We start from the raw sequence: 25,750 nt of genomic DNA, 5'->3' as shown, positions 1-25,750 counted from the left end.
AAGGACGCCATTAAACTTCTCCCTACTTCATTGCGGAGAAGAGGATCTTAATAACCGAAGTCCGTTCAATATCACAAGGATCGTGCTTCCCTCGTGGCCGACGACACCTAGCGGAAGGGCAATACCTTGCAGGAAATTGGCGGCTATCAATACACAAATGACGGACAGAGCAAATACGATATTTTGCTTAACAATGGATAAAGTTCGCTTGCCAAGAGTGATCGCGTTGGCAATTTTATCGATATCATCACTTAACAATACCATATTGGCCGTCTCCAAGGCCGCATCGCTGCCTGTCGTACCCATCGCAATACCGACCGTCGCCGTTGCCAGGGCCGGTGCATCGTTGACGCCATCCCCAACCATCGCAACATTCCCGTAAGCTTGCCTTAATTCCTTCACCAAGCTCACTTTATGCTCGGGCAGGAGCTCGGCATATACTTTATCGATACCCGCTTGAGAAGCGATAGACTGAGCCGTTTGCTGCTGGTCACCTGTCAGCATAACGACTTGAACGCCATGTTTTTTCAAGGCGGCAATGGACTGCTTCACATTCGGACGTAGCGTATCCTGCAGTGCAATGATCCCTGCGGCGCCTTGTGAATTATGCATGACGGTCACGGTCTTGCCTTCCCGCTCCAATCGATCTATGGTCTCCGAGATCATATCGGTCAACATGCTTGCATCCAAAAAGGCGGGCTTGCCGATTTTCCACTGCTCCCCCTCCCATTGAGCCTGAACCCCCCACCCCGTATAGGTCGTGAATTCCGACGGCCGCCGGATCTGCAGCTCCATCTCCTGCGCTTTTAATACAATTGCCTTCGCTAGCGGATGCTCCGACAAGCTTTCGAGACATGCAGCAATATGAAGCACCTGGGTTTCGTTATACCCTGGAAGCGGAATAACATCTGTAACAACCGGACGTCCCATCGTCAGTGTACCTGTCTTGTCAAATGCAATAACTCGAGTGCGTGCCAGATTCTCGAGATGGGCGCCGCCTTTGAATAACACCCCTTTACGGGCACTGTTCGAAATAGCGGAGAGCATGGCCGGCATGATCGAAGCGACTAAAGCGCAAGGCGACGCCACCACAAGAAATACCATAGCTTTGTATAAGGACTGACTCCACGTCCCGTGGAATACAAGCGGCGGAACAACGATCAGCAGCACGGATAGACCAATGATGGCTCTGGCGTAGATCCGTTCGAACTTTTCAATAAAGCGTTGGGAGGCCGGTTTCTCGCTTTGTGCCTCTTGGACAAGTCGGATAATCTTCGAGAACAACGTCGATTCGCTCGGTTGTCTAACTTCTATAAATAATGCGCCTTGGCCGTTCAGCGTGCCAGCGAATACTTCATCCCCCGCCCCTTTGTCTACCGGAATCGATTCTCCCGTAATAGAAGCTTGATTAACAGAAGAGGTTCCTTCCGTCACCATGCCGTCTGCCGGAATGCGCTCTCCCGGTTTGACGACCACAAGATCGCCAACCTTCAAATCCTCAATCGCTACCACATGTTCTTTCCCATCACGATACAACACAGCCATCTCCGGCTTCAAATCCATTAGGGCGGATATATCGCGGCGGCTTCGGTCCATCGTATAGCTTTCCAGCACACCGCTGAGGGAGAAAATAAAAATAAGTACGGCTCCTTCCGCCCAGTAACCAATAGCTGCCGCTCCGACTGCAGCAACCAGCATTAATAAATTGACATCCAGATCCCGTTCTGCAAACAGCGTATGCAAGCCTTCCTTGGCCTTGACATACCCCCCCACCACAAAGGCCAGAGAATATAATACTATGGCTGCAGTATGGGACATACTATCTATCCCCCAAGCGGCTGCAATGAGGATCCCGCTGGTCAGTGCGGCGAGAGCTTCGCCGTATCGGCTTAACCAGCTTTCCTCGTTAGCCAGGCGCTGTGCTTTCTGTTGGGATAACTCCTGTTCATTGGCTTCGTTGTTGGCGGATGAATAAGCTGTAATCATTTGAGTCACTCCTTCTCATTGAGAATGAATTCCATTATTACTGTCCTTAAAATGGCACATGCTGCTCCTTGTGGGGGAGCAGCATGTGGACCGAGGGAAACCTCGGATTCTTTCTATGCAATTGGCTGGTAAAAATGTTTTATTTAGAATTATTATAATCTGTAACAAAGCAATTGTAAATGGGCTAATGCCCATGGGGTCTGTTAAAAAACCTATCGGACTTGAGCTAATGCCAATATACTCCGGTGGAGTATTCCCCTCCAGCCACTATTTAAACCCGTGAAATGGGATTATATTAGCGGTAATTTCACAGGTTTCAAAGGTGGACGTAAACTCCTCCGAGGCATACCCCACCTCCATATGTAGCATAATTCACGCAAGCCAGGGTTTTTCAACAAACTAAATGGGCTGATGCCCATGCCATGCTTCGTTTTTCGTACATCCTGCCAACGCATACCCCTTCCCACCATTGGACATTATAAGGAACATATTCCAGTTTAGTTCACCGCTCTACTAACGTTACCAACGAAATGAGATATAGGATATGGATATGTCGAATACGAAGATCAGTCTTTTGCAAGCCTTCATGATCTTGATGCTCATGAATGGCCTCACGAATCATGTCATCGTCAATCCCATGATCCTGGATGCCGCAGGAAGAGATTCCTGGTTTTCCGCGGTACTTGCCGGCGGACTCTTTTTCCTCTGGTGTTTGATCCTGCTTTTTATTATCCGTAGATCAGGACACCAGAAGCTTCGGCCTTGGCTGGCTTCTCAGACGAACACCTTCCTGTCCTGGGTCCTCATCTCGCCTATTGTGGTTCAGCTCTATCTGATTGGAAATACAACTGTTGTCCATACCTCGATCTGGACGGTGACGAATTATTTGCCGGCAACGCCCAAGATCATCCTAACAAGCGCCTTAACTCTCGTATGCTTTTATTCGGCGATTATGGGGATTCGAACGATCGCCATTTGCTCGGGCATTCTTCTGCCATTTGTAGTCATATTAGGAATATTCGTCGCTGTAGCCAACGCGCCGGAGAAGGACTACCATTTGCTGATGCCTTTTCTGGAGAAAGGAATGGAGCCTGTAGTTCAGGGGATGGTATACGCAGGCGGAGGTTATGTTGAAATGATCATCATTCTACTGCTGCAGCACCATGTAAAGCAGAAGATCAAGCTCTGGAAGCTCCTTTTGTTTGCAATCATCATGGTATACATAACGATAGGTCCTTTGATTGGCGGCATCGTGGAATTCGGGCCGGATGAAGCGGCCAAACAGATGATTTCGCCCTATGAACAATGGCGTCTTGTACGGCTGGGCGATTATGTGGAGCATGTCGATTTTTTATCCGTATTTCAATGGCTCTCAGGGGCTTGCATCCGGATAAGTCTTGCTCTATTTTTGCTTGCCGATATCCTTCCGACCAAAAATGCCAAGATGAAGCATCTTCTCATTCTGATCGTTGCACTGAGTTATGTCGCCACTTCCTTTATTCCTATCAACCAAAACGAATATTACTTGTGGATGTACCATCACTATTTTCCTGCCTTCTTAGTCGTATCATTCTTTACTTCACTGGTATGGGGAGCTGTTTCCCTGATCAAAAGAACCAGAAAGGAGGAAGCCACATGAACGAGAACCGATCCCGGACCCCTTCGTGGAATATCCACGCTTTAAAGGAATTGTTCGTTCGTTCCTCTGACGTTCAATTGCTGGAGCACCATTTTTCCGAAGCGGATGATTCGGTAGTCTGGCTAATTTATGCTGAAAGTCTCTGCGACTCCAAGCAGCTTGGCACCGACATCCTTCCGGAATTAAAAGAAATCTATTCGTCCAAAGGCTTTGCAAATTTTACCGAAACCAATTATTACGGTACGCTGCCTTTTATTCCTTTCTCGCAAAAAGCTTCCGGGGAGTTTATCGTGGAGTCCGTATTTCAGGGCGACCTTATCCTTTTCTTCCCCCAGACGAATTCCTTATTCAAGCTGAATATTTGCAACGTACCTGGCCGAAAACCTGAAGAGTCGTCGGTAGAAATCTCTATCAAAGGGCCCAAAGATGGATTTACCGAAGAAATCTCAATGAATATTGCTCTGATTCGCAAAAGAATCCGAAGCAACAGCCTGTGCTGTGAAACCATGATTTTGGGCCGAAGAACACGAACGAAGGTCGGGATTATGTATATCGATGATATACTCTCTCCTCAAGTGCTTAGCGAAATCCGCAAACGCCTGAAAAAAACCGATGTGGACGGGATCTACAGCATCGGGCAGCTTGAAGAGCTCCTTGGCGACGTGAAATATTCACTGTTCCCTTTGCTCGACTTCAGCGGACGTCCCGATTATGCGGTTGCGTCTCTGTTGGCGGGCCGTTTTATTCTTCTTGTTGACGGGAATCCGTTTGTTCTTGTTGCTCCCGCTACATTCTCATTGATCTTAAAATCGCCTGAAGATATTCATTTCAACTTTCAATATGTTTCGTTTGCAAGATTAATCCGGCTCTTGAGCTTTTGGCTCTCGGCCTTTCTGCCGGGCTTTTGGGTCTCTATTGCCGCATTTCATCAGGACCAGATTCCGTTCCGGCTGATGGCTACCATCTCGGTATCCCGTCTGGGGCTCCCTTTTACCGCGCAGATTGAGATGCTTATCTTGCTCATTCTCCTCGAGATATTCAGGGAAGCAGGAGTTCGGTTGCCTACCTCCATCGGGCAAACCTTGACCGTAGTCGGAGCCCTTGTAATAGGTGATGCTTCTATCCGAGCCGGATTGGTATCTCCTTCAGTAGTCGTTGTGGGTGCTGTAACCGCGGTAACCGGCGTAACCCTGGTCAATCAGACCCTGAGTACCGCTCTCAGTACGATCAGGTTGTCGGTATTCATTGTTTGCTCCGTACTAGGTCTGTACGGTTTTATACTCAGCATCATCCTGCTTACCTTTTACATGTCCAAGCTTTCATCCTTCGGCGTCCCTTATTTGTCACCGCTCTCCCCTCCAATACCCAAGGACATCTTGAAGTCGTTCTTAAGAAGTCCATGGAGCAAGCTGAGAGGAAGACCCCGTGTTCTCAACACCGTGGATCCGGATCATCAGGGGGAACAGGAACCGTGAAGCTTAGAAAAGTACTTCTCATTATTCTCGCATGTCTATTGCTGCCGGGATGCTGGAATTCGAAAGATATTCAACGGATGGCCTATGTTACGGCTCTGGGGCTCGATTATAAGGATGGCAAATATATTTCTCACGTCCAAATATTGAATTTTGCCGGCGTCGCCAAAGTCGAATCTACCGAGATTGGGAAAAATATCCCGATTTGGGTAGGAAAAGGCGAAGGGACGACCGTTACCGAATCGTTCAATTCCATCTATGCCACATCGCAAATTCGTGTGTTCTGGGGGCACGTCAAAGCGCTTATCATTTCGGAAAATTTACTGAAGCACGGTGATAAAATTAAAGAAGCCTATGATATGCTTAACCGTTACAGAGAAGTTCGATACAATATTCTTCTTTATGGAACCAACGATCCGCTTGAAGAGATACTGTATCAAAAATCCATTCTTAATTTCTCGCCGCTGGATTCCATTATGGATACTCCTTCCCAAACCTTTTCACAGCGCTCTTTTATCGTTCCTCAATACGGTTATAAGTTCATAGCACATATCAACGAACCTGGTAACCCGGGGTTCCTTCCTTCCTTGTCCATTGACAGGCAAAGCTGGCAGGAGGACAATAAGCCAAAGTCGCTATTGAAAATCAATGGGGCGTATTTTTTTCGAGAGGGAGACATGATCGGTTGGCTTTCGGAAAACGACCTAACCGGCTACCGATGGCTGCAGAGAAAGCTGGAACGCTCCCCTATCAATATCCCTGATGATAAAAATCCAAAAGCAGCTGTCGTAATGCTTAATCCCAAAGCGAAAATTCAGTCTGTATTTCAGAACGGAAAACCCAAGTTCAACATTTCTGTCAAAATTGAATCCTACATAGACGAGATGATCACGGATATTTCCGAGCAGGAATTGGAGGAGCAGGCGGCCAAAGTCATAAAAAAGGAAATCCGATACTCCTTTACTAAAGGAATAGAAAAAAAACTCGATGTGCTTAGGCTGGATGAAGCTTTGTACCGTTCCAATCCGAAACAGTGGCGGGAGGCTCACCAAAATAAGGAATTCATTCTTGACGAACAATCACTGAATCGTATTGATGTTACGGTGAAGCTGCTTCACACGGGGAAATATAAAGGCAGGGTCAGCTAATACTTGTTAATAAGATTAATAATTAATTATATTAATTTTCTGCATAAGCAAAAAAGCCCTTTTCGAGGGCTTTTTTGTAAGAAAGACGGCCTGTTATTTTTGTTGTTGAGCGTTTTTATCACCGACTGTGACGGTTACTTCCTGCTTATTTCCGTTACGCATAATCGTTACTTTAACCTTGTCTCCGACTTTGGATGCCTGGATGATTTTGGTCAAATCGTCCTTGTTTGCAATCTCTGTGCCGTTTACGGCAATAATAGCATCATAAGGTCTTAAGCCTGCTTCAAAGCCTGGAGTTTTGGGCTGGACATCAGCGATTAACGCGCCTTTTGTGCTGGTCAAGTTCAGGTCGGACAGCATATCATCTGTAATATTTTGAACACTCACACCCAGATATGGCGCCGGTTCTTTTGGAATTTCCACGTTGTTTTTCAGATTTTCCAGCACAGAGCTGATTGTGCTTGTAGGAATGGCGAATCCGATGCCTTGTGCTTCGGCGCTTACCGCCGTATTAATTCCGATAACCTCACCGTTCATGTTCAATAACGGACCACCAGAGTTCCCCGGGTTAATAGCGGCATCCGTCTGGAATAAATGTTTATACTCGCGGGTACCTTTTTCATCCGGAATACTGATTGGACGCTCTTTAGCGCTGATTACGCCGGAGGTTACCGTATAATCAAAATCATAAGGGTTGCCGATTGCTACTACCGAATCCCCTACCCGAGTGTTATTGGAATCACCGATAGGCAACGTTGGGAACTCTTTGTCACCCTCGATCTTCAGAACAGCCAGGTCAAGATCATAGCTGTTACCAAGCAATGTGGCCTTGAACGGCGTATCGTATCCTTGTACAGTGACTTCAATCTCATCCGCACCGTCGATGACGTGTTCATTAGTTAAAATATAGCCGGAGGATTGAAAAATAAAGCCGGACCCCATACCGCTGGACTGCAGAGCACCGTCATTCGATTGTGACTGTCTGTCGCTTCCGCCTCCATTATAGCCAAAGAATTGGCGGAACAAAGGATCGTTATACATCGAATTGGTTCGGGAATTGTTAACCTTGACCTTCGTTTCAATCTTGACGACTGCCGGACTCGCTTGTTTGGCAATGTCCGCGATACTGCCTCCTGCAATCGAATTGGAATAGGCTGCGGTTTGCGCCGACCCGCTCGACGTTACGGAGGAGCTGGCTCCGCCCGCCGCGGCAATATTCTGAGTGAATAAGTTATATTTATCCGAGACGAACATCAAACTCCCAACAACCACTGCACCGGCCAAAAAAGCCGCCAGACTGCTTTTCAAAGTGCTGCGTTTCTTCGTATCATAATGCCCTGCCGAGTTCAAGGTCACTTTACCGGAATTAAAAAACGGGCTTCGAATTGTTTTTTCTGGCTGGATCCACTCCGTAACAGGCTCTTCAACGGGTGATTCCATTGTCTCTGCCTCAGGTTGAGCTTTATATTCTTTATCGTAATTGTTTTCCATTGTAAAATACCTCCCATATGTCCGTGATATGAATTCGTTCACTAGCCATCGGCTATGAATTTATAATAGAATTCGTACCTTAAACGCACTTTAAAATTAGTTAAATAGGAGGTAAAAGCCTGCAAGTGGCGTCGTTACTGAAAAAAAGCTTGTTTGAGCCTCTCATTTGCTAGACGAGGCTTGTCTATCAGACGCTATTTTTAAGCTGGGATTAATCCTCAAAAGTACCGGTAGGACAAAATAAATAGGGCATTGCTGCTCTCTAGCATAAAAAAATCCCCCCTACTTCCTGCAAAAAAGAAAGTAAAGGAGATTCATAGGGCTGCTATATTTACTTTTTAAAAGTAACGGACTTTTCATATTTGCTGAAGCCGTCTTGTTCCCCTTTATAGGTGTAGCCGTTTCGGCTGTAAAATTGGTTTAATTGCGGACTGCTGGCAATGCAGTCGAGCCGAACAATGGTTTTCCCATCAAAATGGATTCCTGAATCGCACCATTGCAGGATAGCTTGTCCGAGGCCTGAATTTGCAAATTCGCGTTTGACCGCAAGCCGATGGATATAAACGGCACGATCCTCCGGGTGCGCTTCAGCGCCCCAAAGCTTATAATCCCATTCACTAGGCTTCTGGAGCAGCATGACTACACCTGCGATACTTCCCTCTTTCTTGCAGACGAATACATCGCCGCGCCGTACTGCTTCCACCGTATTGTGGGAGTCATGACCTTCCAGCAGCCCTCTCCATTGGGATGATCCTTTGCTGCGCAGCCATTCCGCAATCTCTATAAGCAAAGCCATGATAGCCTCAGTATCTTGGGGTTGAGCCTGCACCATTATGCTATTTTCGCTGATTAGATGATCATGAATAGTAAAAGCTTGGTTCATTAGCGCAAACCTCCTTCTTGGTTGACTTCCGTTCGATTTCTCCCTTTCCGTTTCGCCTCGTATAGAGCCTGATCGGCCAAACCCAGCAGCTCGGAAGGCTCTTGGGCCTGGGAGGGATACTGGGCCAGACCGATGGATAGAGTGCATGTCCTTCCAATAGGGTTCTCGGTTGTCTCAAAAGCAAGACGTATCCGTTCCGCCGTGGCGTAAGCATCTGACAGGGATGTCCCCCTCAGCAGCACGACAAACTCTTCACCGCCATACCTGCAGCTAATATCCTCTTGGCGCAAATAATGATGCAATAGTTCTGCAAGATGATTTAATACAGCATCCCCTGTCTGATGGCCGTAAGTATCGTTTATCATTTTAAAACGATCGATATCCATAATCAACAGAGAGAAGGCCGTAGTCTCCTCTACCCATTGCTTCATAATTTTCTCAAGCGATCTGCGGTTCATTAGTCCTGTAAGCGGATCGATGGATGCTTCCCTCGCCAATTGATCTGTATGCGCCTCTATATGCTTCAGGGCGTTCCCTAACGACTTTGCCAGCAAATCGGCCTCAAAGTTCCAATAACTGCCGAAGGAGGGAGCGCGGCTTTGTCCGCTTTCATAATCACTGACCTTCCTTGCCAGGGATACGAATGGGCGCGTCAAGCGGCAGGAAAACCAGATGGCAATTAAAAGCAAAAGAAAAGTCGACGGCACAAAGTAGATTAGAAGCTCCTTCGTATAGTACTGAAGCTGATTATCGACGGCCTGCTTGGGGGAGACGACGACAATCCCCCATCCATTCGAGGGAACTACGGAATAACCGGCTAGCTGAGACACCCCCCGCGTGTTCGTAACCTGCTGCTTGCCACTCCGTCCTTGGGTAATTTGGTTTACGACCGGATTGGCAGATACCAGCTCCCCTACTCGGCCCAATTCGGGATGAAATAGCAGATACCCATCCGAACTGACCACATAGTAGTAGGAGCCGTACTCATCAATGGAAGAGCTGCCGAAAACCTGGCTGATCACATTAGGCTCCTGAAGGTAGATCGTCCCTAATAAGTAACCCCGGAATTCGCCCTGCTGATCGAAAATTGGTTCGCTCATCGACACGATCAATCTATTCGTAACCGAAGTGACGTAAGGCTTGGACAGGTACGGCGTCCTCAGCCTTATCGTACTCCTTGCTGCCTCGGTCAATACAACCGTTCCTTCGATCCTGCTGAGCGACGACGGTGTCGCCGCATGAACGCGTCCCGTCTCCTCCACCAGTACGATAGAATTGAAGAACCGGCTGCTATTTCTCAGCAATTCCAGCTTTTGATTAACATCTTGAACGGTCATATCCGGATAGTTCCGAAGGGTTTCAGCCGAATAATGCAAGCTCTCTTTCATGGTTGTGAAAATGCCGTCCATGGACATACTCATTTTGTTCGCAGTGAAGGAATTTAGATTCAGAGTGGTTTCTGTTAAAGATTTTTTCTTGGAATGAAAGGATAGAACCAGGAGAATCGTTGCGGTAACCAAGATCGTTAAACAAACCATTCCCGTGACGAGCGTAGTCAAGCTCACCTTTTTTTTCTGGCTGATTTGAAGCTCTCGAAGAAGGGACATGTATCCTCACCAGTAGTTAGATTAATAGAACAACATGTGTATTATACAATAGATAGGGATGAGGTACACAGATCTAAACAGGACTTAAGATAAAATTAATGTGACGATTCCTTTGAAAATCACGTTGCTCAGCCCCCAGAGAATGGTAAAAGCCCCCAGACCCAAGAAATCCTCTTAGGCTGAGAGCTTTTTGACATCACCTTATGGATTAGACCGCTAATTGAAAAATATGTTTCTGAATCGCTTTGGCAACCCCATCCCGCTCATTCGTGTCCGTTACCGCATGGGCCGCCCGCTTCAGCTCCTCGTCCGCGTTGCCCATAGCAACCCCGAGGCCGGCCGCCTGGATTAACCGGAGATCATTCATATTATCGCCAATGGCCATGACCTGCTCCATTCCAATGCCCAGCTGCTCGCATACGATGCGGACGCCGGATTCCTTGGAAATCCCTTTGGGGGAGATTTCAATATTTACCGCCGCGGAGCGCGTAATCTCCAAAGTACCCCAGCTCTCAATAATATCGCGAAGCCGCTGTATTGTGTCCAGATCATCATGGCGAATGCCGAACTTCATCCAGTCGCGTTCAAACATTTGCTCCGTCCAGTTCCGCTTGCTCGTCAGGCTCTCTACGCTGTAGCCCCAATAATGGGCACCCCATTCAACCGCTAATTGCTGGAGCCTAAGCACATGATCACGATCGATATATACCCGCTTAGCGAGCACCTCAGGACGTTCCCATACCTCGGCTCCATTGACAAGAACCATTGGGGTCTGCAGTTCAAGCTCCTCCCAGAATGACTTGGCTGTCTGTGTGCCGCGGCCAGTCGCGAAGATCACCTTCACGCCTGCCTCGACCGCCCTATGAATCCAGGCCTTCGTTTCTTCCGTTATCGTCTTGTCCTCCGTTAATGTCGTTCCGTCTAAATCCAGTGCCAATAATCGGACTTGCGGCATTTCCGCACCCTCCCAAATCTTATTTGGATCAACCGTCTTACTCTATAGAGATAAGCTTTCGAGCGGCACATCAAAAAAATGATTCACGACAAGGCCGCCGGCCGATGTGGATTCATTCGGGGTTTGCGGCAAGTAAACCAGCTTGACTCCCCGGCATGATTCCGGAATGGTAGAATAAATCCGCTTCTCTAGCGGAGTGAGAAGCCGTGTCCCCAGCACATCTATCATCTTGCCGGTCAGCAGCACATGATCCGGATTGAAGAACGTGATTACGTTGCTTATCGCCGTTCCTATCGCGGGCTCAATCTTATTCAGCAGCGCTGCGGCTTGCTCCTCCCCCGCATCCAGCTGCTCCGCAAAGCTCTCCGGCGTATATCCGGCGTTGCGCTTCAACCCGCTGACCGAAGCTAAGGTGGTTAAGCAACCCCTGGCTCCGCAGTGGCATACGGGCGTTTCTTCGGGTGCAAACGCCTTATAATGGCCGAATTCACCTGCGACATGCGAGGAACCCGTACATAGCTGTTTATTCAAAACAAGAGCCCCGCCAATGCCATAATCCAGCTTGATCGTCACATTATTAGCCGAATCCGCCAAACGCCCTTTGAGATTCTCCACGATGGCCAGCAGGTTGGCGTCGTTCTCCAAATATATAGGAACATTGTATCGCTCTTCCAACCGTTCCTTCAGAGGGAACTCCTTCCAGCGGAGACCCGGGGAATAAATGACCACTCCTTGTTTGGAGTCGACAAGTCCTTGAATGCTGCAGCCGATGCCTTTGAGCTGGTGCGGCTTCGGAACTCGTTTCATCAGCTCATCGACGATTTGGATGATGTACTCAAGGGGATGCTCCACATCACGATAAGCCTGAACCTGCTCCTTGATTTCGTGAATCGTATGGTGCTGGAAATCAATCAAGGTTCCTCTGACGTATTTCACTGCAAGCTCAATCCCAATGGCGTACATCTCCCCGGTCTTGACAACGAGCGGGATTGGCTTTCTTCCGCTATTGCCGGCAATAGGGTCGGTTTCGAGCAAATAATCGTCCTCAAGCAGCCGGTTCACAATATTGGTGATCGTTTGTTGGGTAAGACCCGTTTTCTCCGCCAGCTCCACTCGCGAAATGGGGCCTTCAGTATAAATCAGACGCAGCACTTTCTGCTGGTTGATGGATTTAAGAAGTTTGTTGCTAGTCGTTCTTTCAGGCTTCACGGGATGCAGCACCTTTCTTGCTCCCCATCATCTGGGGAGATTTCATATTCACCGCCTTTTCCAGCCATGGAAGGGTAAGGCGAAACGCCCGGATTTCTTGAAATGTCAGCCTCCACTGAAGCCGCAGAATGCTGCTCCAATTCCGCTCCGCGTACAGTGAAGCCGTTAATCCAAGCGTCTTCATTATATACCGCATTCGCCGCAAATGAAAAGAATTGGAAATTAACACAAACGTACTTAAATTTCGCTCTGTAAGGATCAGCTTGCAGTTCACGAGATTGTGGACCGTATTGCGGGAGCGGGATTCCAGGATCATTCGTTCTACGGGAACCCCTTGGTCCAGCAAATAACCCCGCATAATCTCGGCCTCTGTCCTATTGGATTTCACGGCCCCGCCGGATAGTACCAGATAACGGTAATGATATTCGCGGTACAGACGCAGAGCCGCATCCAGCCGTTCCTTTAGCAAGGGATGAATTTGATTGCCATCGCATCGGTACCCTAGAACAATTAATGCATCTGCAGACTCCTTGCTTCTTCTGCAGGAGTGCATCCACACAAAATACGTCAAAGGCACAGCCGCAATGATGCACAGCATCGTCATTAGTGCTATTTCCCACATCCTGCTGTTCCTTTCCGATTGATTAGTGCCTCAATGTGATTATAAATCAAATTGATTAATTACATAATACGATAAAACCATCCCTTCGACAATCCCTTATTTACCTAGCTCTGCTGTTCCCTTCCCTCGTTCAATTTCACCTGCTTGAGAACGCCGGTTGATAGATTGCCGCTTGTATCCAAGGCTTGCACGAGAACCTCATAGAACCCGTGCTTTAAGCTGCTTGCCTCCACCCTGGTAACACCTGGAGGAGCGAACAGTTCAACGCTCCGTTCCTTCTTGTCATTGCCGCCTTTGGGTGAAATGACAACACGCGTTCCAGCATAATCCTTATCCTGTGGCGGTACGAAGGTCACCTGAATGGTATGACTGTGACCATATACTTGTAACGAAACCGTATCCCCCGGCGGAAGAGTATCTTTGGCAGTTAGCAGTGGTACGGCACCGCTGCGTGCTGAGTTCCCCGCTGCATCATACGCTTCAACCTCGACCCTATACGAAGTGTAGCCGACCAAGTCATCCATCCTATAACTGCATTCTTGCTGGCAGCGATCTGACAGGATAGTATCTACCGGCTGGTCATTACGGTAAATACGATAACCTTGCACACCTATATTATCTGACGCCTGATTCCAATGGATCGTGGCAGTATGGTAGGTTACATCGGTTACCGTAAGTACAGCCCCTCCGTTCCAAACAGGAGGCAAATGATCCGGTGCTTTAACCCGGAATGACCATTCTGCAGCAGGGATTGCGTATGTTCCCGCCTTATCCGCCGCCTCGATTTTGATATGATGATCCCCTTCCGACAGATCGGAGCCCGGTAAGACAAGAATCCGTTTACGCTCCGGATCATAAGTCGCGTTCACCGAAACACCATCCACTACCGCAATGATAGAAGACGGATCGACGCCGCTTCCCTCATCCGTCACTTTCACGCTAATGGAAGGACTCAGTCCTGTAACCTCCGCCCCCGGTGCCGGTGTCAGATCACTGAACACAGGACCTGTTACATCTTCGCCCAAGTCCATATATTCCGCTCTCAGATTGTCCAGATATACTGCGCCTTTATTTTTGTTTGCCGGGTCTGATTCACTGACAACGATGTATCGAACCTTCAAAGGATATATCGTATTCTCCGGTACCGGAGCCGTCACGTATTTCCAGCCGGTCCAATCCAGCGCTCCAGGCTCAGTAAGGTCAAAAATCCTATTGGTTCCGCTGCCGTCGGTGACGCCAAGTCTCAAATAATGGCGATTCGAATCGCCGTAGACCCACAATCCAAACCGGTAAGGCTTCCCTTCCACTTCTCTTCCTATTTCTCCATTCTCATCTAGCAAGTTGACATAGGCATTGGAAGTACCGCCTTTTCCCATGAAATCATAAGTGAGCTTTAAGGATTTCGTCCCGTAGCGAACGGGATTAGGCCTGGCTACAGCATTAATTGTTACGGAGCCTGCTACGGCATTCGCATCCTTGGTTTGCATATGATCCGTGCTTTCGAACGGCTCTAGCAGCTGCGGAAGCTTGCCTACCTGAACGACGGCTTCAGCACTCACCTGACCGAATGAGGCGTGAACTTTGCCGTCTGCAGTTCCATAGACTGCCTGCAGCCTCCCGTCGCTTGTCACCGTTCCTATTGCACCCTCCACGGACCAAGCTAGCCTCTCCGGAGAGATCCAGACTCGCTGGCCTTCGGTATTGAAGGCTTGAGGTTGAAATACGGCAACAGCTCCCGGCTCAATTACGGTCGGATTCGGTTCAAGAACGAGTCGATCCAAGGCATCGACTACGGAAACATTGATCTGCTTCATTACGCTTCCGCTCTGAACCGTCAGATGCCCGGTGCCTGGCGTCAACGAGGCCGTAAAGCTTCCATTGCGGTCCACGGTTCCTACAGCTCCCTGGACTGACCATTGAAGCTCCTCCCTGGAAACAGGTACGCCATTCCCATATGCGTCCCGGCCTTTGACCTCGAACTCCACCCTGCTTCCTGCGGCAACTTGAAGCGGAGCTTCAGGGTTCACAACAAGCGTATTCAACGGACCTACCGGTGCGGTAGTGATAATCGCAATAGCATTGCCTACCGCACGGTCATGACCATCGGAAGGCCGGTTTAACAGACTGGGGTGCATACCCCCCGGCTGCCGGACGTAATAAGTTGTCGAGCCCCCGCCATCGATATTGATTGCATTTTCCATCCCAAGGCTTTGTAAGTAATAAGCGCCTTCGGCCATCGTGATTCCATCGGAATGTCCCGGCTGTCTTCCGTCCACCGTTAGAAGATACAGCTTCCCTTGCTTTGTGGCGACCATTGTTCTGGGGTGTCTATCGCTGGTATTGGCATCGGCGGGATCAAGCACGGTTGGAGACACGACCCCGTTCTTCAGAAGAACATACCCCAAGGTTGAATTTCCCGAAATGACTTGTTCCGCTTCCCCGAAGCCTTTGGAGAACGAGATGTCCAACCGCAGCCGTGTACCGACCGCGAGCTTCTGCCGTACCCAATCCGCCTTGGAGCCGGTAGCGGACAAGACGAATGTCCCCGGTTCAATCGGTGTATCCGAGGCTTCCGATATCGACTCCACTACACCGCTGACCGGCTGCCCCGGAATCAGCTTATTGGCGGGGTCATCCGCACGAATGACCGCTTCGATGCCGCCGTCCGAAGTTCTGGTGGAGCTCCCGAATCTCCAGTTGTACAAAAAAGCGTGATTGGTATGCGTCGCAACACGGGTCCGGTTAATCATCGTCAAGGTAAGCGACTCTCCATTATCCTTGGTCAGCTTGGAGGTCATCGTTACATTCTCTTCAAGCTTAACCGAATGATCCGGCATAATGGCCATGGCAATCTTGCTCGTCGACGGTGAGCTTACCAATTCTCCATTCGAAATCATCAAGCCCGAGGGTACGCCTACCGTACTGAAAAAGTCCCCGTTCGTACCCGCTACGGGACGCTCTCCCTGCTGTTCAAGCTCCCCCAGCATTTGGCTGACGGTTGCGGCTGCGGATACCTCTCCATGTGACGAAACCGCTTCCACCTTGGCATAAGGGTTGGCAGGATCAACTTCAAGCAGATGAACTGATTCCCGCAAGCCATTCCCAATCAAGGTACGGCTTGTATGGAGGACGCCTGGTGCAACGCTATACTGCTTCTCGTCCAGAGTTTGCCATTGGACCGCTTCTGCATGTACTATTCCGGCATCCATCCGTACATTCACCGGTGTCGCCAATACGGCCGCTGTAATGAAACCTGTAACGAGATAACGCCATACTTTGCTCGTTCGCTTCATGCGATGAATCTCCCTTCGATTACTTAAGTTGGGTTGACGAAGCCGATTCGCCGGAATCGGCCTCGCAGTACCTGGGGCTGCTTAGCTATTTCTTTCTGGCCTGCTCACTCTGTATATATTTGGCTGCTTTCTCGTTAGCCTCACGAAGGACGGTGTTGATGTCTTTTTTGTCAAAGATCATTCCAGTTAAGGCTTCACGCAAATATTTATAATTCTCATTGTCATACTCCGAGTTAATAGGAGCGATTGCCGGCTTCACCTTAAAAATGCCTTCCAGATTCTTTCCCTTATAAATATCGGTGTTGGAAGCGAACTGCTTTTTCAGCTCAGGATCATTTAATATCGTTAAATTGTTTCCTTTATTCATTTCCTTTTGCGATTCTTCACTGATCATCGTCAAAATAACGCGGTACGCCGCTTCCTTGTTTTTACTAGTCGGCGGGACCATCAAAGATTGGAACTCAATCTCCCTGCCCACCCCCGGCTTGTCGTCGAACACCGGATGACCGACCACATCCCAATTGAACCCGTTGCCTCCCTCATTCAGCTGCGGAAGACGGCTCGTAATGGCTGCAAGCCAGGAAGGGAACATCGCCAGCTTCTGGTCCTTCATGAAGTAGTCCACGCCGTACTGGAATTTATTTTTGGGGTCGATATAGCCGGGAATCTCGTACATCTGCTTCAGCAGGCCGAACGTTTTCTTGTAGCCCTCCGTATCGAATATCGGTGCTCCCTTATCATTCACAGTTCCTAAGGAGTACCCTCTGGAGAAAGTACGCTCCGAGCCGGGATCGAAGCCAAGGTATTGGATACCGTTTTCTTCGCGCGTCAACCGCTTGGACAGCTCGGTAATTTGATCCCACGTCATGCCGTCAGTCGGATACGGGACCCCGAAGCGATCAAAAATATCTTTGTTATAGATAAGAACGCCGTAATTGAGTGTGTACGGGATGCCGTACAGCTCGCCGTTTTTGCCGTAGGATTTGATCGCGTTAATGGCTTGAGGCTCAAATTTGCTTAGATCAACCCGATATTTTTTCACAAAATCATTCATATCGCTGGCAACACCGAGCGGGAGCAGATCATTCATATAAAAATGCGTTGTGGCAATCAGGTCGGGAACTTCCCCCGCTGCAATCATATCCGAAAGCTTCGTCCCTTTTATGAGCTCAATATTAATGTTCGGATGCTTCTTCTTAACCGTACCGAACAGCGCATCGACATCGTTGGGCGTATTGATAGCCGCATAATGGGAATACAGCTTAAGGGTGACCGGCTCTGTAATCGTAAGCTCTTCCGGCGCAGTGCTGCCGGGTTTGGCGGGATCGCCGGTCTGCGGGGATTGTGCCGGCTTGCTGGAACAGCCCGTGGCTGCTGCAAGAGCGGACAGCAGGATCAGAATAGCTGCTGATACACGTTTTCTTTGCTTCATGATCAATCTCACCTTCACATTGGATTTTATTAATGGAATTAATAATTAATATCATTAGATGATTTGAAAGCTCCAAGTTGCAGCTGGAAGAGCCGCATTACGCATCATGTCTGCCGCTTCGACAGTCACCCGGTGAACTCCCTTTTCCAGCGGTTCCAGCGGCTTGCACTCTAATATCCCCGTATCCTTGCAGAAGGTGTGCGGAAGGACAGCATCATTCAACCATACTCGGATCGATGCGGTATCCACGCCGCTTTTGCTATCCTTCACCGTTACTTGAATCAGCGGGCAGCAAGTTGTTACTACCGAATGGTCTGAAGGCCGCATACCGGAGAATTCCGGACCTTCCACATCCTCATCAAAATCAACATACTCCGCCCTGAAATGATCTAAATAAAGCACTCCTTTATTCTTCTTGGCGTCATTCGCTTCCTCTAGAACGATCGTATGTACACGTATGGGAAGCCTGGTGTTCTCCGGGACCTCCGTACAGACATATTTCCAGCCCTTCCAATGCAGGCCATCGGAATCTGTGAAATTCAGGAAGCGTCTAATGCCGTCTGCATCCTCTATTTCCAAACGCAGCCCATGGCCGCTGCCATCTCCGTTAACCCAGAGCCCGAAGCGGTAAGGGGCTCCCTCTATCTCGTGCCCTCGGTCTCCAGTTCCCTTCACAAATGTCATCCGGGCCTCGGATATTCCCGGCTTGCCTGTAAAATCATAGGTCCACCTGCCTGAGAAGGTGCCGAATCTTACGGGAGAGGGTCTTGCCGCCTTCGTTATCGTGACGGATCCCACGACCGTATTTACCTCCTCGGTTCCGATCCCGATCAAGCTTTCAAAGTCGGCAATCATGTAATGAGATTTGCCAACGTGGACATCGGCAAACGTGTGAATGCCACCCAGACTCGCCTTCACGCGGCCTCGGCCGCCAACAGGGCCAGCAGCCCAGTAACCCGGCTCCTCCCACTTCCCAATCTCGCCTTCCGTCGAACAGGACAACAGCTCATTGGATACGAGGACCTCATTTCCATCCGCATCAAAAGCCTCCACACGGAAAGTCAGATTACCTCCCGGCTCCACTTCAGCTGATGAGGGCACCAGCTTTAAACGGGCCGCCTGATTCGTAATGAGTACCGGAACGGATTGAACGACATTGCCGTAACGGACGATGATTCGGCCATCGGCCGGCACCGGACCGACCATCCATACGCCTTTTTCAAGGATGGATCCTATGCAGCCCTCCAACGACCAGTGCAGCTGTTCTCCATCCACGGGTGATGCATTTCCATAACGGTCTTGGCCTTTTACCTGAAACGCGACCTTGCTCCCCGTCATAGCACGTACAGCAGACGGAATTACAATAAGGGTATCCAGCTCTCCCTTTGGTGCCTTAGTAATGATAGCCAACGCATTGCCGATTTCCCTCTCAAAGCCGTCCGACGGTTGATTCACCAGCGTTGCCCGCTCATCTCCGGGCCGACGAATGTAGCAGGTGGTTGAACCTCCCCCATCCAGATTTATCGCGTGCTCCATCCCCTGTTCCTGAAGGAAGCAAGCTGCTTCCAATAGTGTCATCCCGTCGGAATGACCCGGCTGTCGGCCGTCAATAGCTGCAAGATACAATTTTCCTTGCTTGACAGCTGCAATAGTCCTTGGATGCCTGTCGCTGTTCAACCGTATCCGCGAGTCCAGTAAGACTTCCGGAATCTTTCCGTCTTTAAGCAGCATGAACGCCAACGTAGAATTGCCGGACAGCACCTGTCGGGCATTCTGAATTTCTTTGTCATATTGTATTGATAGTGTAAGCGCCGTTCCTGGGGCAGCCTGCTCCAGAAAGGCTCTGGCCTTCCAGCCCGTTAGAGAGAGAACCCAACTCTTGGCTTCCATCGGGGAATCGGCAGCTTCTCCAATGGATTGCACAATCCCCCGAATGGGCACCCCCGGATACAGGTTAACTTCAGCCTCATTCGCTGCTACTATGGCTTCGATCCCCCCGGCCGGCGTCCGGGTTGAATCGCCGTAGCGCCAAGTGTACACGCAGGCTTGATCGGTCTCGCCAGCCTTTCTGGCACGATTCACCATATCGACCGACATGTTGTATCCGCTTTCACAATGCACCAAGGCACTCATCCTGACCGACTTTTCGAGCTTTATCGAACCGTCGTTCATCATAACCAGTATGACCTTGGTAAGCAGCGGAGAGGTAATGATCTCGCCATCGACCATATGCAGTCCGGATGGAACCCCTGCATAGCTGAAAAAATCTCCGTTAAATCCGGCCACACATCGTTGTCCCTGCGTTTCAAGCTCATGTAGCAGATTTCCTACCGTCTCCAAACGGACAACTTTTCCTTGGAAAGACACTGGTCTAAGCTGTACCAACTCGTGGGACGGGTCCACTTCCACCATGTGTACGGCTTCCCTCAATGTCCCCTTGCTTACTTGCTGTCGCCAATAACGAACTCCCGGTGCTGTGCTCTCCTCGATTTGATCGATCCGCCAAGCCTGTCGTCGCCTCTCCTGCATCATCTCTACATCTTGAGACAAGGAATCGCCTCCTGTTCCGTTGAATCGAATTCGGAATTGATTATAAATCAATTTGATTAATTATAATAGTACGACAACAGGCTCGAATGTTCAATCCTTATTTTCTGAATTAACAGGCTTTTCAGATAAGATTTGCTTAAGCATGGGATAGATTCCTTGTGCCATCCTTGTAAATCCGAGATCATTGGGATGGACTCCATCAACGGTGCATTCGTCATAGGATCTTCCCAGCAGGCCCGAGCCGTCTCCAAAAAACAGCAGTGAGTCCCCTTCCTGGTTTAATCGCTCGACTACATGGCGCGCAAAGTCGCGTTTGACTATTCGCTCCTTCCGTTTGGACGGATCGTAGCTTTCCCTGGCATATGGAATTCTGGACAGGACCAGGATAGGCACCTCCGGCTGCATCTCCCTGTAGAGTCGTATAAACGGCTCTAAGGTTTCACAGTATCTGTCCGTACTGCAATTGGCCTCATAATCCAGAACGAAAGCATCCACCCGCTCTATACTGCGAATGATCCTCGCGAGCTCAGGCTCTCCTTTGCCATTGCCGGAAAATCCAAGATTGACGACCTCACGCTTCAACCGTCTGCCCAGCTGTTGGGTGTAAGCAAGCCCGGGTCTGCCGGCACAGCCTCCCTGGGTGATGGAGGTGCCATAGAATACGAGACGGCCCTGGCCATCATAGGATGCGTCGTACTCCACCAATGCTTCTGGAGGAAGTCCAATCTCTACTTCCAATACGCTTTGATAGAGAGGAAAATGAAGCGCCACAGGACGAAGCTTGCCACCTTTGGCTCCTTCAAACAGTATGCACTCATAGGATGTATCGCTCAGCTTCATCCGGCTAGTCCCAGCATAACGTTCCCGCCCAGCCTCACCAATATATGCGTCGAATCCATTCTGTCCGGTAGCAGGCATATGATCCATGGATGCAGGGCCTCCGAGACGCACATGGATCGCAAGGCGGTCCGCATTGGTCCGAAACCGGATTTGACCGCCCGCCGTACAATTAGCCAGACGGTCGACTGCAGCAGGGAGCGGTTCAACGGGACGAATCGGCAGCCGCCGAAATAACCCTTCCTCCCGGAGCCATGGAAAGCCCAGAACTTGAAACGGCAGGGCAAGCGGTGTGTACCAGCTCCATTCTCCCTCCGCCTTTCTGACCGCCATATTTGCGTCAAGCTGATGGGCCCGAAACGGTTGATTCCTTGTCATACCCTTCACTTCCCTTTCACATAAGGATTTGGCGCCCCTTGATGCACCTGATTATTCCTTATCATACAATAGGTATTCTCCTATGGCATCACTCTTTCATGAATTTAATCAAATTGATTTATTAAATATAAGATACCTTTCCTTTGTTAATTCCATGTTTTCCCGGTTTGAAGATTTTGTTAATCTACTACAACCGCCTTATCTACTAGGTAATCTTTGTCCACCTTCCGCCATATCACTAGTACTAATCATAGAAAAAGACCAATCAGCACGGGTCTGATTGATCTTTTGGGCTTGGTTATTTTTTCATCAATTGCTCGATATTTTTATTAATGGTCTCTTCCGCTGTCCGCAGCGCCGTATTAATATCGACGTTGTTTTGAGTTACTGCCGTTACCGCATCGTTCATCGGCTTGCTGACCGCACTGCTGTCCAATACATGAAATTTCGGCAGCGGGGCCATTTTATTCTTGAAGATGGCATCCAGATTTTTGCCTTTCAGGCTTTGATAGTTTTCACCCAGATGCTTGCGGATGTCTTTGTTGGTTTGAACGGGGATTCGGCCTGTTTTGGCTACTTCCGTCTGCACCTCCGGAGAAGTCGTCAAAAATTTAATAATCTCAAACGCCTCATTCTTGTACTTGGTTTGTGAAGATACCATAAGAATGTGTGCGTCAACCTTGGCTCCAACGCCCGGTTTGTCCGGGAATGACGGTGTGCTCACGATATCCCAGTTGCCGGGGTTGCCCGCTTTTGCAGCCTCCTCCAGCTTGGTGACGACATCCGTCCACCAGAAGTTATACATCGCCAGATTGCGATCTTTGGTAAAAGCGTCCATCGGCTTCATCTTCGGGTCCATATTAGGAATAGAGCTGACATCCTGCAGCACGGACAGCACCTTGCGGTAGCCGTCGTTGTTCACCAGCGTTTTGTTCGTTGCCGTATCGATCTTCTGCAAGCTCAGCTGGCTTCCTAGCGTATCCCAGCTCCCGGGGTTCAGGCCCTGATAATTCACTCCGCTGTCGCTGCGTGTAAGCTTGCGTGCCAGCTCTACCGCCTCATTCCATGTCATTCCGTCCTTGGGATAAGGTACGCCGAACCGGTCAAAGATGTCCTTGTTGTAAAAAAGGGCCGTTGTTCCCATGTAAAACGGGAGTGCTACCAGCTTGCCGTCACGGAATCCCTTTAATGCATCGATTACAACAGGCTCGAAAGCCGATAAATCAACGTTATTTTGTTTGATACGATCATCTATTTCCAGCAGCATCCCCGTATCCGTAAGATTAGGGATAAAGTAAAAGCCCGTTAACAGGATATCTGGTATATTCCCGGCGGCAATTCTGTCGGTGATTTCATTGCCCTTCGCCTTCTCGCTGCGCTCCAAGGTTACATTCGGGTACTTCGCTTTCACCGGACCGGCGATCAGCTTCTCAAAATCGTCCTGAAGCATAGGCACCTCTGTAAATACGGTAAGTGTGATCGGATCGGTACCGATACTGTTCTTGGCCTGTCCTTGATCATCAGGAGCGGCCGCCTCTTGTTTGGCGCAGCCTGCCCCAACCCCCATAGTGAGCACTAAGGCCAGCATACTTGCAGCCCATTTGTTATTCATGTCTTATTCCCCTTCCGTTTTCTGCTGTGTTCTCTATTTTGGGGTACAGCAAAGCAAGCGTTTGCATGTACAAATGAAAACACTTTTCCAATCATAAACATCATTCAGTAAAAAAAGATACTTCAGAAAAATGCAACCACAACAGGCATTTTCCTTTGTGCCGTTTGCACTTACATCATTCTACATGAAGTTTCCTATCTTTAAGAATGTACAAAGTTAACTATTATTTATATGAAACTAACCTATCAGCAAATGAAACGAATATCCCCGGAATTCCGGGGATAACCGTTATAATAAAATGCTCTCGCCCTGCTCGGAGTACCACTGCACATGATAAATTCTTATGGCATGATTTCGCTCATTCCCATGTCCAATGATCCGCACATAACGGGCGTGTACCGACTTGAACCGGACGGATTCCTGCTCACTGCAGCTGATTCCGCGCACAAGCTCCTTCCAATCCCACCCGTCCTGAGAGGCTTCAACCGAGAAGGAGTAACGTTCGTCGCCGCCTCTTGTGAAGCCAATGTCCACTCCCCCAACCTCAACAGCTCGTCCCAGATCGTATCGGATCCATTCGCCATCACCATAGGATATCCATTGTAACGCAGGGTCTTCGTGTAAAGTATGGCGAGGAACATGACCATGCAGATGTCCTTCCGGGGGAATCGTCATCAGCTTATGAAACCGGCTCGCCGTTACTTTGAACAGCTGTCTTGTTTGATCCAGGATGAGTTCCTGGTTGAAAGCAGTCAAATCCTCACTATTGTCCGATAACGCAACGATGCCCTGTTCATGCTTGTACAGGCTTTTGCCCATCAGCTCAGCTGCCTCCCTGACGTCAATGTATAGAGCCCCTCGTCTTACCCTGGAGTGCAGCGGAACCACTCTCATGCTCTCCCCGCTTCTGACAACACAGCCGTCCGGTCGAATGGTCAGTGCTCTGTCTTGCCCCCGAATTTGAATTTCGTTGGTTTCAACGTTTTGTGAAGCCTCAAAGCCTAATCGGTGAGCCAAAGACAGGACAGGAATGTACAAGATCTCCTCACGTTCAAATGGACATTGCTCACGCTCGATGACATGGAGCTTCATTCTCCAATTTCGGACAAATATATCGCTGCTGCCAGCGCACAATACCCATATATTTTTGCTCGCGTCCCAAGGAACGGACTCCACGGTGGCAAACTGATCTCTCGGCTGAAACAGCGGACTGCCTTCCTTACGCTTCGACTCGGCCCAATCTGGGCCGACCTCATCGGCGCTTAGCGGAGCCTGGCCACCCCATACCCCCTCTTTCCCCCGATCCACACTGCGTACGTATCCGGTGTTGCCCAAGGCCTCAGCCTGCAGCTCTTGATGAACAAAGCCAGGTGGTAGCAACGCCGCCTTATCAGGTACATTCATTTGGTTATTGGCGTAATAGTTCGGGGCAAACGTAATCTCCATAACCTCAGGATCCTGATCAGCGAAGGTAAGGGATTCCCCTCGTTCCTTGACGATCACATTGTCCGAGATTTCATTCCGCTCGGGCAGCAGTATCCGTTGTTTGGACGGCCATGCGGTTTTGTAGCCGATGCCGATGTCCATATCGAAGCCTTGATTATGGATCATCTGATTATGACTAATCGTGTTATTCCGGGACCAGTTATATACAGGCACGCGACCCAAAGGTGTTCCTTCGCGCAGAATCGGCTGCCAATCCGGCGTTAACGGTTCATCTATGTACTCCCCTGACATGACACTAATGGCGAACCCTTGGAGTCCGGATAAATAGTTATGACTTATCACATTATCTTCGCCTGTGATGCGAATTCCTTTGGTTCCACCCACATTACCCCCAAGAAACCAATTCCCTTCCACTACCGTAGTATGGCCGCTTCGGATGACAAGCCCGCCGATGGAATCCTTAAATGTATTGTTCCGGATCACATCATGGTTTGACTTGATCGAGATAACCTCTTCACATTCGCCGTCTGCCCTTTCGAATAAGTTGTTTTCGATGACGACATGCTCACCGCCTGCGCTTCCCGGCTCTCCATCGCTTCCTATGCCCATCACCTGAATGATCTCCAGCCCATTGATCCCGTACGCGGGGACATCGACAAAATAATTCGTGTGGATCCGGTTATAGCTTGAATATTTCATGCTTCTCATGAGCTGGCCCGCATGCAGCTTCCCTTTAAAGTAGCAATGGTCCACTTCGTGGTGGGAACCGTCGATAGTGACCCAGAACGTTTTGATATCTGGCTGGCTCGGAACGAAGTCTATGATAGCCGTATTGGTTAATCTGCAATGATGCGAGTTTTTCATAAATCTTATGATCGTATGACTTCCGTTGTTCCCCGGCTGAAGCCCTTCTTTAAAGAACAGCCCGTCGACCACCAGATGCTCTCCGGCAAAGGTTAATGTTGAAGCCCCGGTCACGATGACTTCTCCGGCTGTTTCCGCCTTCAAGGTAATCGGCTGTTCCCGGGTGCCGCTTACGTCTAGTTCCAGTTGAATATCATCCCAAATCCCATTAGCCATGACGATCGTATCGCCCGGTACTGCCGTTTGAATTGCTTTACAAAGACTATCTTTATCGGTAACAAGCATTTGTCCTCTCACCCTGTATCCTCCTATTACATTGACTTCCA

Annotated in this window: 16 protein-coding genes; 3 read left to right on the top strand and 13 right to left on the bottom strand. The window is 49.3% G+C overall.

Going from position 1 to position 25,750, the window contains the following annotated elements; translation table 11 throughout:
- Window positions 1-27: 27 nt before the first annotated feature.
- Window positions 28-1,986, bottom strand: a complete 1,959-nt coding sequence (locus GGC63_RS07245; RefSeq protein WP_192701715.1) for a heavy metal translocating P-type ATPase — start codon at window positions 1,984-1,986, stop codon at window positions 28-30.
- 544 nt (window positions 1,987-2,530) lie between these two features.
- Here GGC63_RS07245 and GGC63_RS07240 point away from each other — a divergent pair.
- Genes GGC63_RS07240 through GGC63_RS07230 form a run of 3 tightly spaced genes read left to right on the top strand, consistent with a single transcriptional unit; the run spans window position 2,531 to window position 6,245 of the window.
- On the top strand, window positions 2,531-3,625 hold the full coding sequence (locus GGC63_RS07240) for a GerAB/ArcD/ProY family transporter (protein ID WP_192701714.1): 1,095 nt from the start codon (window positions 2,531-2,533) through the stop codon (window positions 3,623-3,625).
- Complete coding sequence (locus GGC63_RS07235; RefSeq protein ID WP_192701713.1) at window positions 3,622-5,100, top strand: spore germination protein; 1,479 nt, start codon at window positions 3,622-3,624, stop codon at window positions 5,098-5,100. The genes GGC63_RS07240 and GGC63_RS07235 overlap by 4 nt, the downstream gene beginning before the upstream one ends.
- Window positions 5,097-6,245: a Ger(x)C family spore germination protein gene (locus GGC63_RS07230; RefSeq protein ID WP_318780997.1), complete on the top strand. Its 1,149-nt coding sequence runs from the start codon at window positions 5,097-5,099 to the stop codon at window positions 6,243-6,245. Before GGC63_RS07235 ends, GGC63_RS07230 begins: the two co-directional genes overlap by 4 nt.
- A gap of 93 nt (window positions 6,246-6,338) precedes the next feature.
- Here GGC63_RS07230 and GGC63_RS07225 read toward each other — a convergent pair whose 3' ends face one another.
- The 12 genes from GGC63_RS07225 to GGC63_RS07170 form a co-directional block, all read right to left on the bottom strand.
- Window positions 6,339-7,736, bottom strand: coding sequence for a S1C family serine protease (locus GGC63_RS07225; protein ID WP_192701711.1), 1,398 nt, complete (start codon window positions 7,734-7,736; stop codon window positions 6,339-6,341).
- 331 nt (window positions 7,737-8,067) lie between these two features.
- Window positions 8,068-8,619 carry a GNAT family N-acetyltransferase gene (locus GGC63_RS07220; protein WP_192701710.1) on the bottom strand — a complete coding sequence of 184 codons (552 nt, stop codon included), beginning with the start codon at window positions 8,617-8,619 and terminating at the stop codon, window positions 8,068-8,070.
- Window positions 8,619-10,226, bottom strand: coding sequence for a sensor domain-containing diguanylate cyclase (locus tag GGC63_RS07215; RefSeq protein WP_192701709.1), 1,608 nt, complete (start codon window positions 10,224-10,226; stop codon window positions 8,619-8,621). The genes GGC63_RS07220 and GGC63_RS07215 overlap by 1 nt, the downstream gene beginning before the upstream one ends.
- 208 nt (window positions 10,227-10,434) lie before the next feature.
- Window positions 10,435-11,181, bottom strand: coding sequence for a Cof-type HAD-IIB family hydrolase (locus GGC63_RS07210; protein ID WP_192701708.1), 747 nt, complete (start codon window positions 11,179-11,181; stop codon window positions 10,435-10,437).
- Window positions 11,182-11,223: 42 nt separating this feature from the next.
- Complete coding sequence (locus GGC63_RS07205) at window positions 11,224-12,402, bottom strand: ROK family transcriptional regulator (protein WP_318780996.1); 1,179 nt, start codon at window positions 12,400-12,402, stop codon at window positions 11,224-11,226.
- Window positions 12,380-13,012, bottom strand: coding sequence for a YdcF family protein (locus GGC63_RS07200; protein ID WP_192701707.1), 633 nt, complete (start codon window positions 13,010-13,012; stop codon window positions 12,380-12,382). Before GGC63_RS07200 ends, GGC63_RS07205 begins: the two co-directional genes overlap by 23 nt.
- Before the next feature lie 104 nt (window positions 13,013-13,116).
- Window positions 13,117-16,305: a phosphodiester glycosidase family protein gene (locus tag GGC63_RS07195; RefSeq protein WP_192701706.1), complete on the bottom strand. Its 3,189-nt coding sequence runs from the start codon at window positions 16,303-16,305 to the stop codon at window positions 13,117-13,119.
- A gap of 85 nt (window positions 16,306-16,390) precedes the next feature.
- Entirely contained in the window at window positions 16,391-17,737 is a 1,347-nt protein-coding gene (locus GGC63_RS07190) for an ABC transporter substrate-binding protein (RefSeq protein ID WP_192701705.1), read from the bottom strand.
- Window positions 17,738-17,791: 54 nt separating this feature from the next.
- Complete coding sequence (locus GGC63_RS07185; RefSeq protein WP_192701704.1) at window positions 17,792-20,287, bottom strand: phosphodiester glycosidase family protein; 2,496 nt, start codon at window positions 20,285-20,287, stop codon at window positions 17,792-17,794.
- Window positions 20,288-20,377: 90 nt separating this feature from the next.
- The gene (locus GGC63_RS07180) at window positions 20,378-21,502 is read right to left on the bottom strand and encodes an SGNH/GDSL hydrolase family protein (RefSeq protein WP_192701703.1); all 1,125 of its coding nucleotides are present in this window, start codon (window positions 21,500-21,502) and stop codon (window positions 20,378-20,380) included.
- A gap of 298 nt (window positions 21,503-21,800) precedes the next feature.
- Window positions 21,801-23,114, bottom strand: coding sequence for an ABC transporter substrate-binding protein (locus tag GGC63_RS07175; RefSeq protein WP_192701702.1), 1,314 nt, complete (start codon window positions 23,112-23,114; stop codon window positions 21,801-21,803).
- 288 nt (window positions 23,115-23,402) lie between these two features.
- Window positions 23,403-25,721: a chondroitinase-B domain-containing protein gene (locus GGC63_RS07170; RefSeq protein WP_192701701.1), complete on the bottom strand. Its 2,319-nt coding sequence runs from the start codon at window positions 25,719-25,721 to the stop codon at window positions 23,403-23,405.
- Between the last annotated feature and the right edge of the window lie 29 nt (window positions 25,722-25,750).

The sequence above is a fragment of the Paenibacillus sp. OAS669 genome (assembly GCF_014873645.1).
Lineage (GTDB): Bacteria > Bacillota > Bacilli > Paenibacillales > NBRC-103111 > Paenibacillus_S > Paenibacillus_S vulneris.
The sequence above is the reverse complement of the archived record's forward strand: the minus strand, read 5'-3'. Positions and strand labels throughout refer to the sequence as shown.

Bases quoted from the DNA above. Each gene is read 5' to 3' on its own strand.
- GGC63_RS07245 (WP_192701715.1), bottom strand. From the start codon at position 1,986: ATGATTACAGCTTATTCATCCGCCAACAACGAAGCCAATGAACAGGAG.
- GGC63_RS07240 (WP_192701714.1), top strand. From the start codon at position 2,531: ATGGATATGTCGAATACGAAGATCAGTCTTTTGCAAGCCTTCATGATC.
- GGC63_RS07235 (WP_192701713.1), top strand. From the start codon at position 3,622: ATGAACGAGAACCGATCCCGGACCCCTTCGTGGAATATCCACGCTTTA.
- GGC63_RS07225 (WP_192701711.1), bottom strand. From the start codon at position 7,736: ATGGAAAACAATTACGATAAAGAATATAAAGCTCAACCTGAGGCAGAG.
- GGC63_RS07220 (WP_192701710.1), bottom strand. From the start codon at position 8,619: ATGAACCAAGCTTTTACTATTCATGATCATCTAATCAGCGAAAATAGC.
- GGC63_RS07215 (WP_192701709.1), bottom strand. From the start codon at position 10,226: ATGTCCCTTCTTCGAGAGCTTCAAATCAGCCAGAAAAAAAAGGTGAGC.
- GGC63_RS07210 (WP_192701708.1), bottom strand. From the start codon at position 11,181: ATGCCGCAAGTCCGATTATTGGCACTGGATTTAGACGGAACGACATTA.
- GGC63_RS07200 (WP_192701707.1), bottom strand. From the start codon at position 13,012: ATGTGGGAAATAGCACTAATGACGATGCTGTGCATCATTGCGGCTGTG.
- GGC63_RS07195 (WP_192701706.1), bottom strand. From the start codon at position 16,305: ATGAAGCGAACGAGCAAAGTATGGCGTTATCTCGTTACAGGTTTCATT.
- GGC63_RS07190 (WP_192701705.1), bottom strand. From the start codon at position 17,737: ATGAAGCAAAGAAAACGTGTATCAGCAGCTATTCTGATCCTGCTGTCC.
- GGC63_RS07180 (WP_192701703.1), bottom strand. From the start codon at position 21,502: ATGACAAGGAATCAACCGTTTCGGGCCCATCAGCTTGACGCAAATATG.
- GGC63_RS07175 (WP_192701702.1), bottom strand. From the start codon at position 23,114: ATGAATAACAAATGGGCTGCAAGTATGCTGGCCTTAGTGCTCACTATG.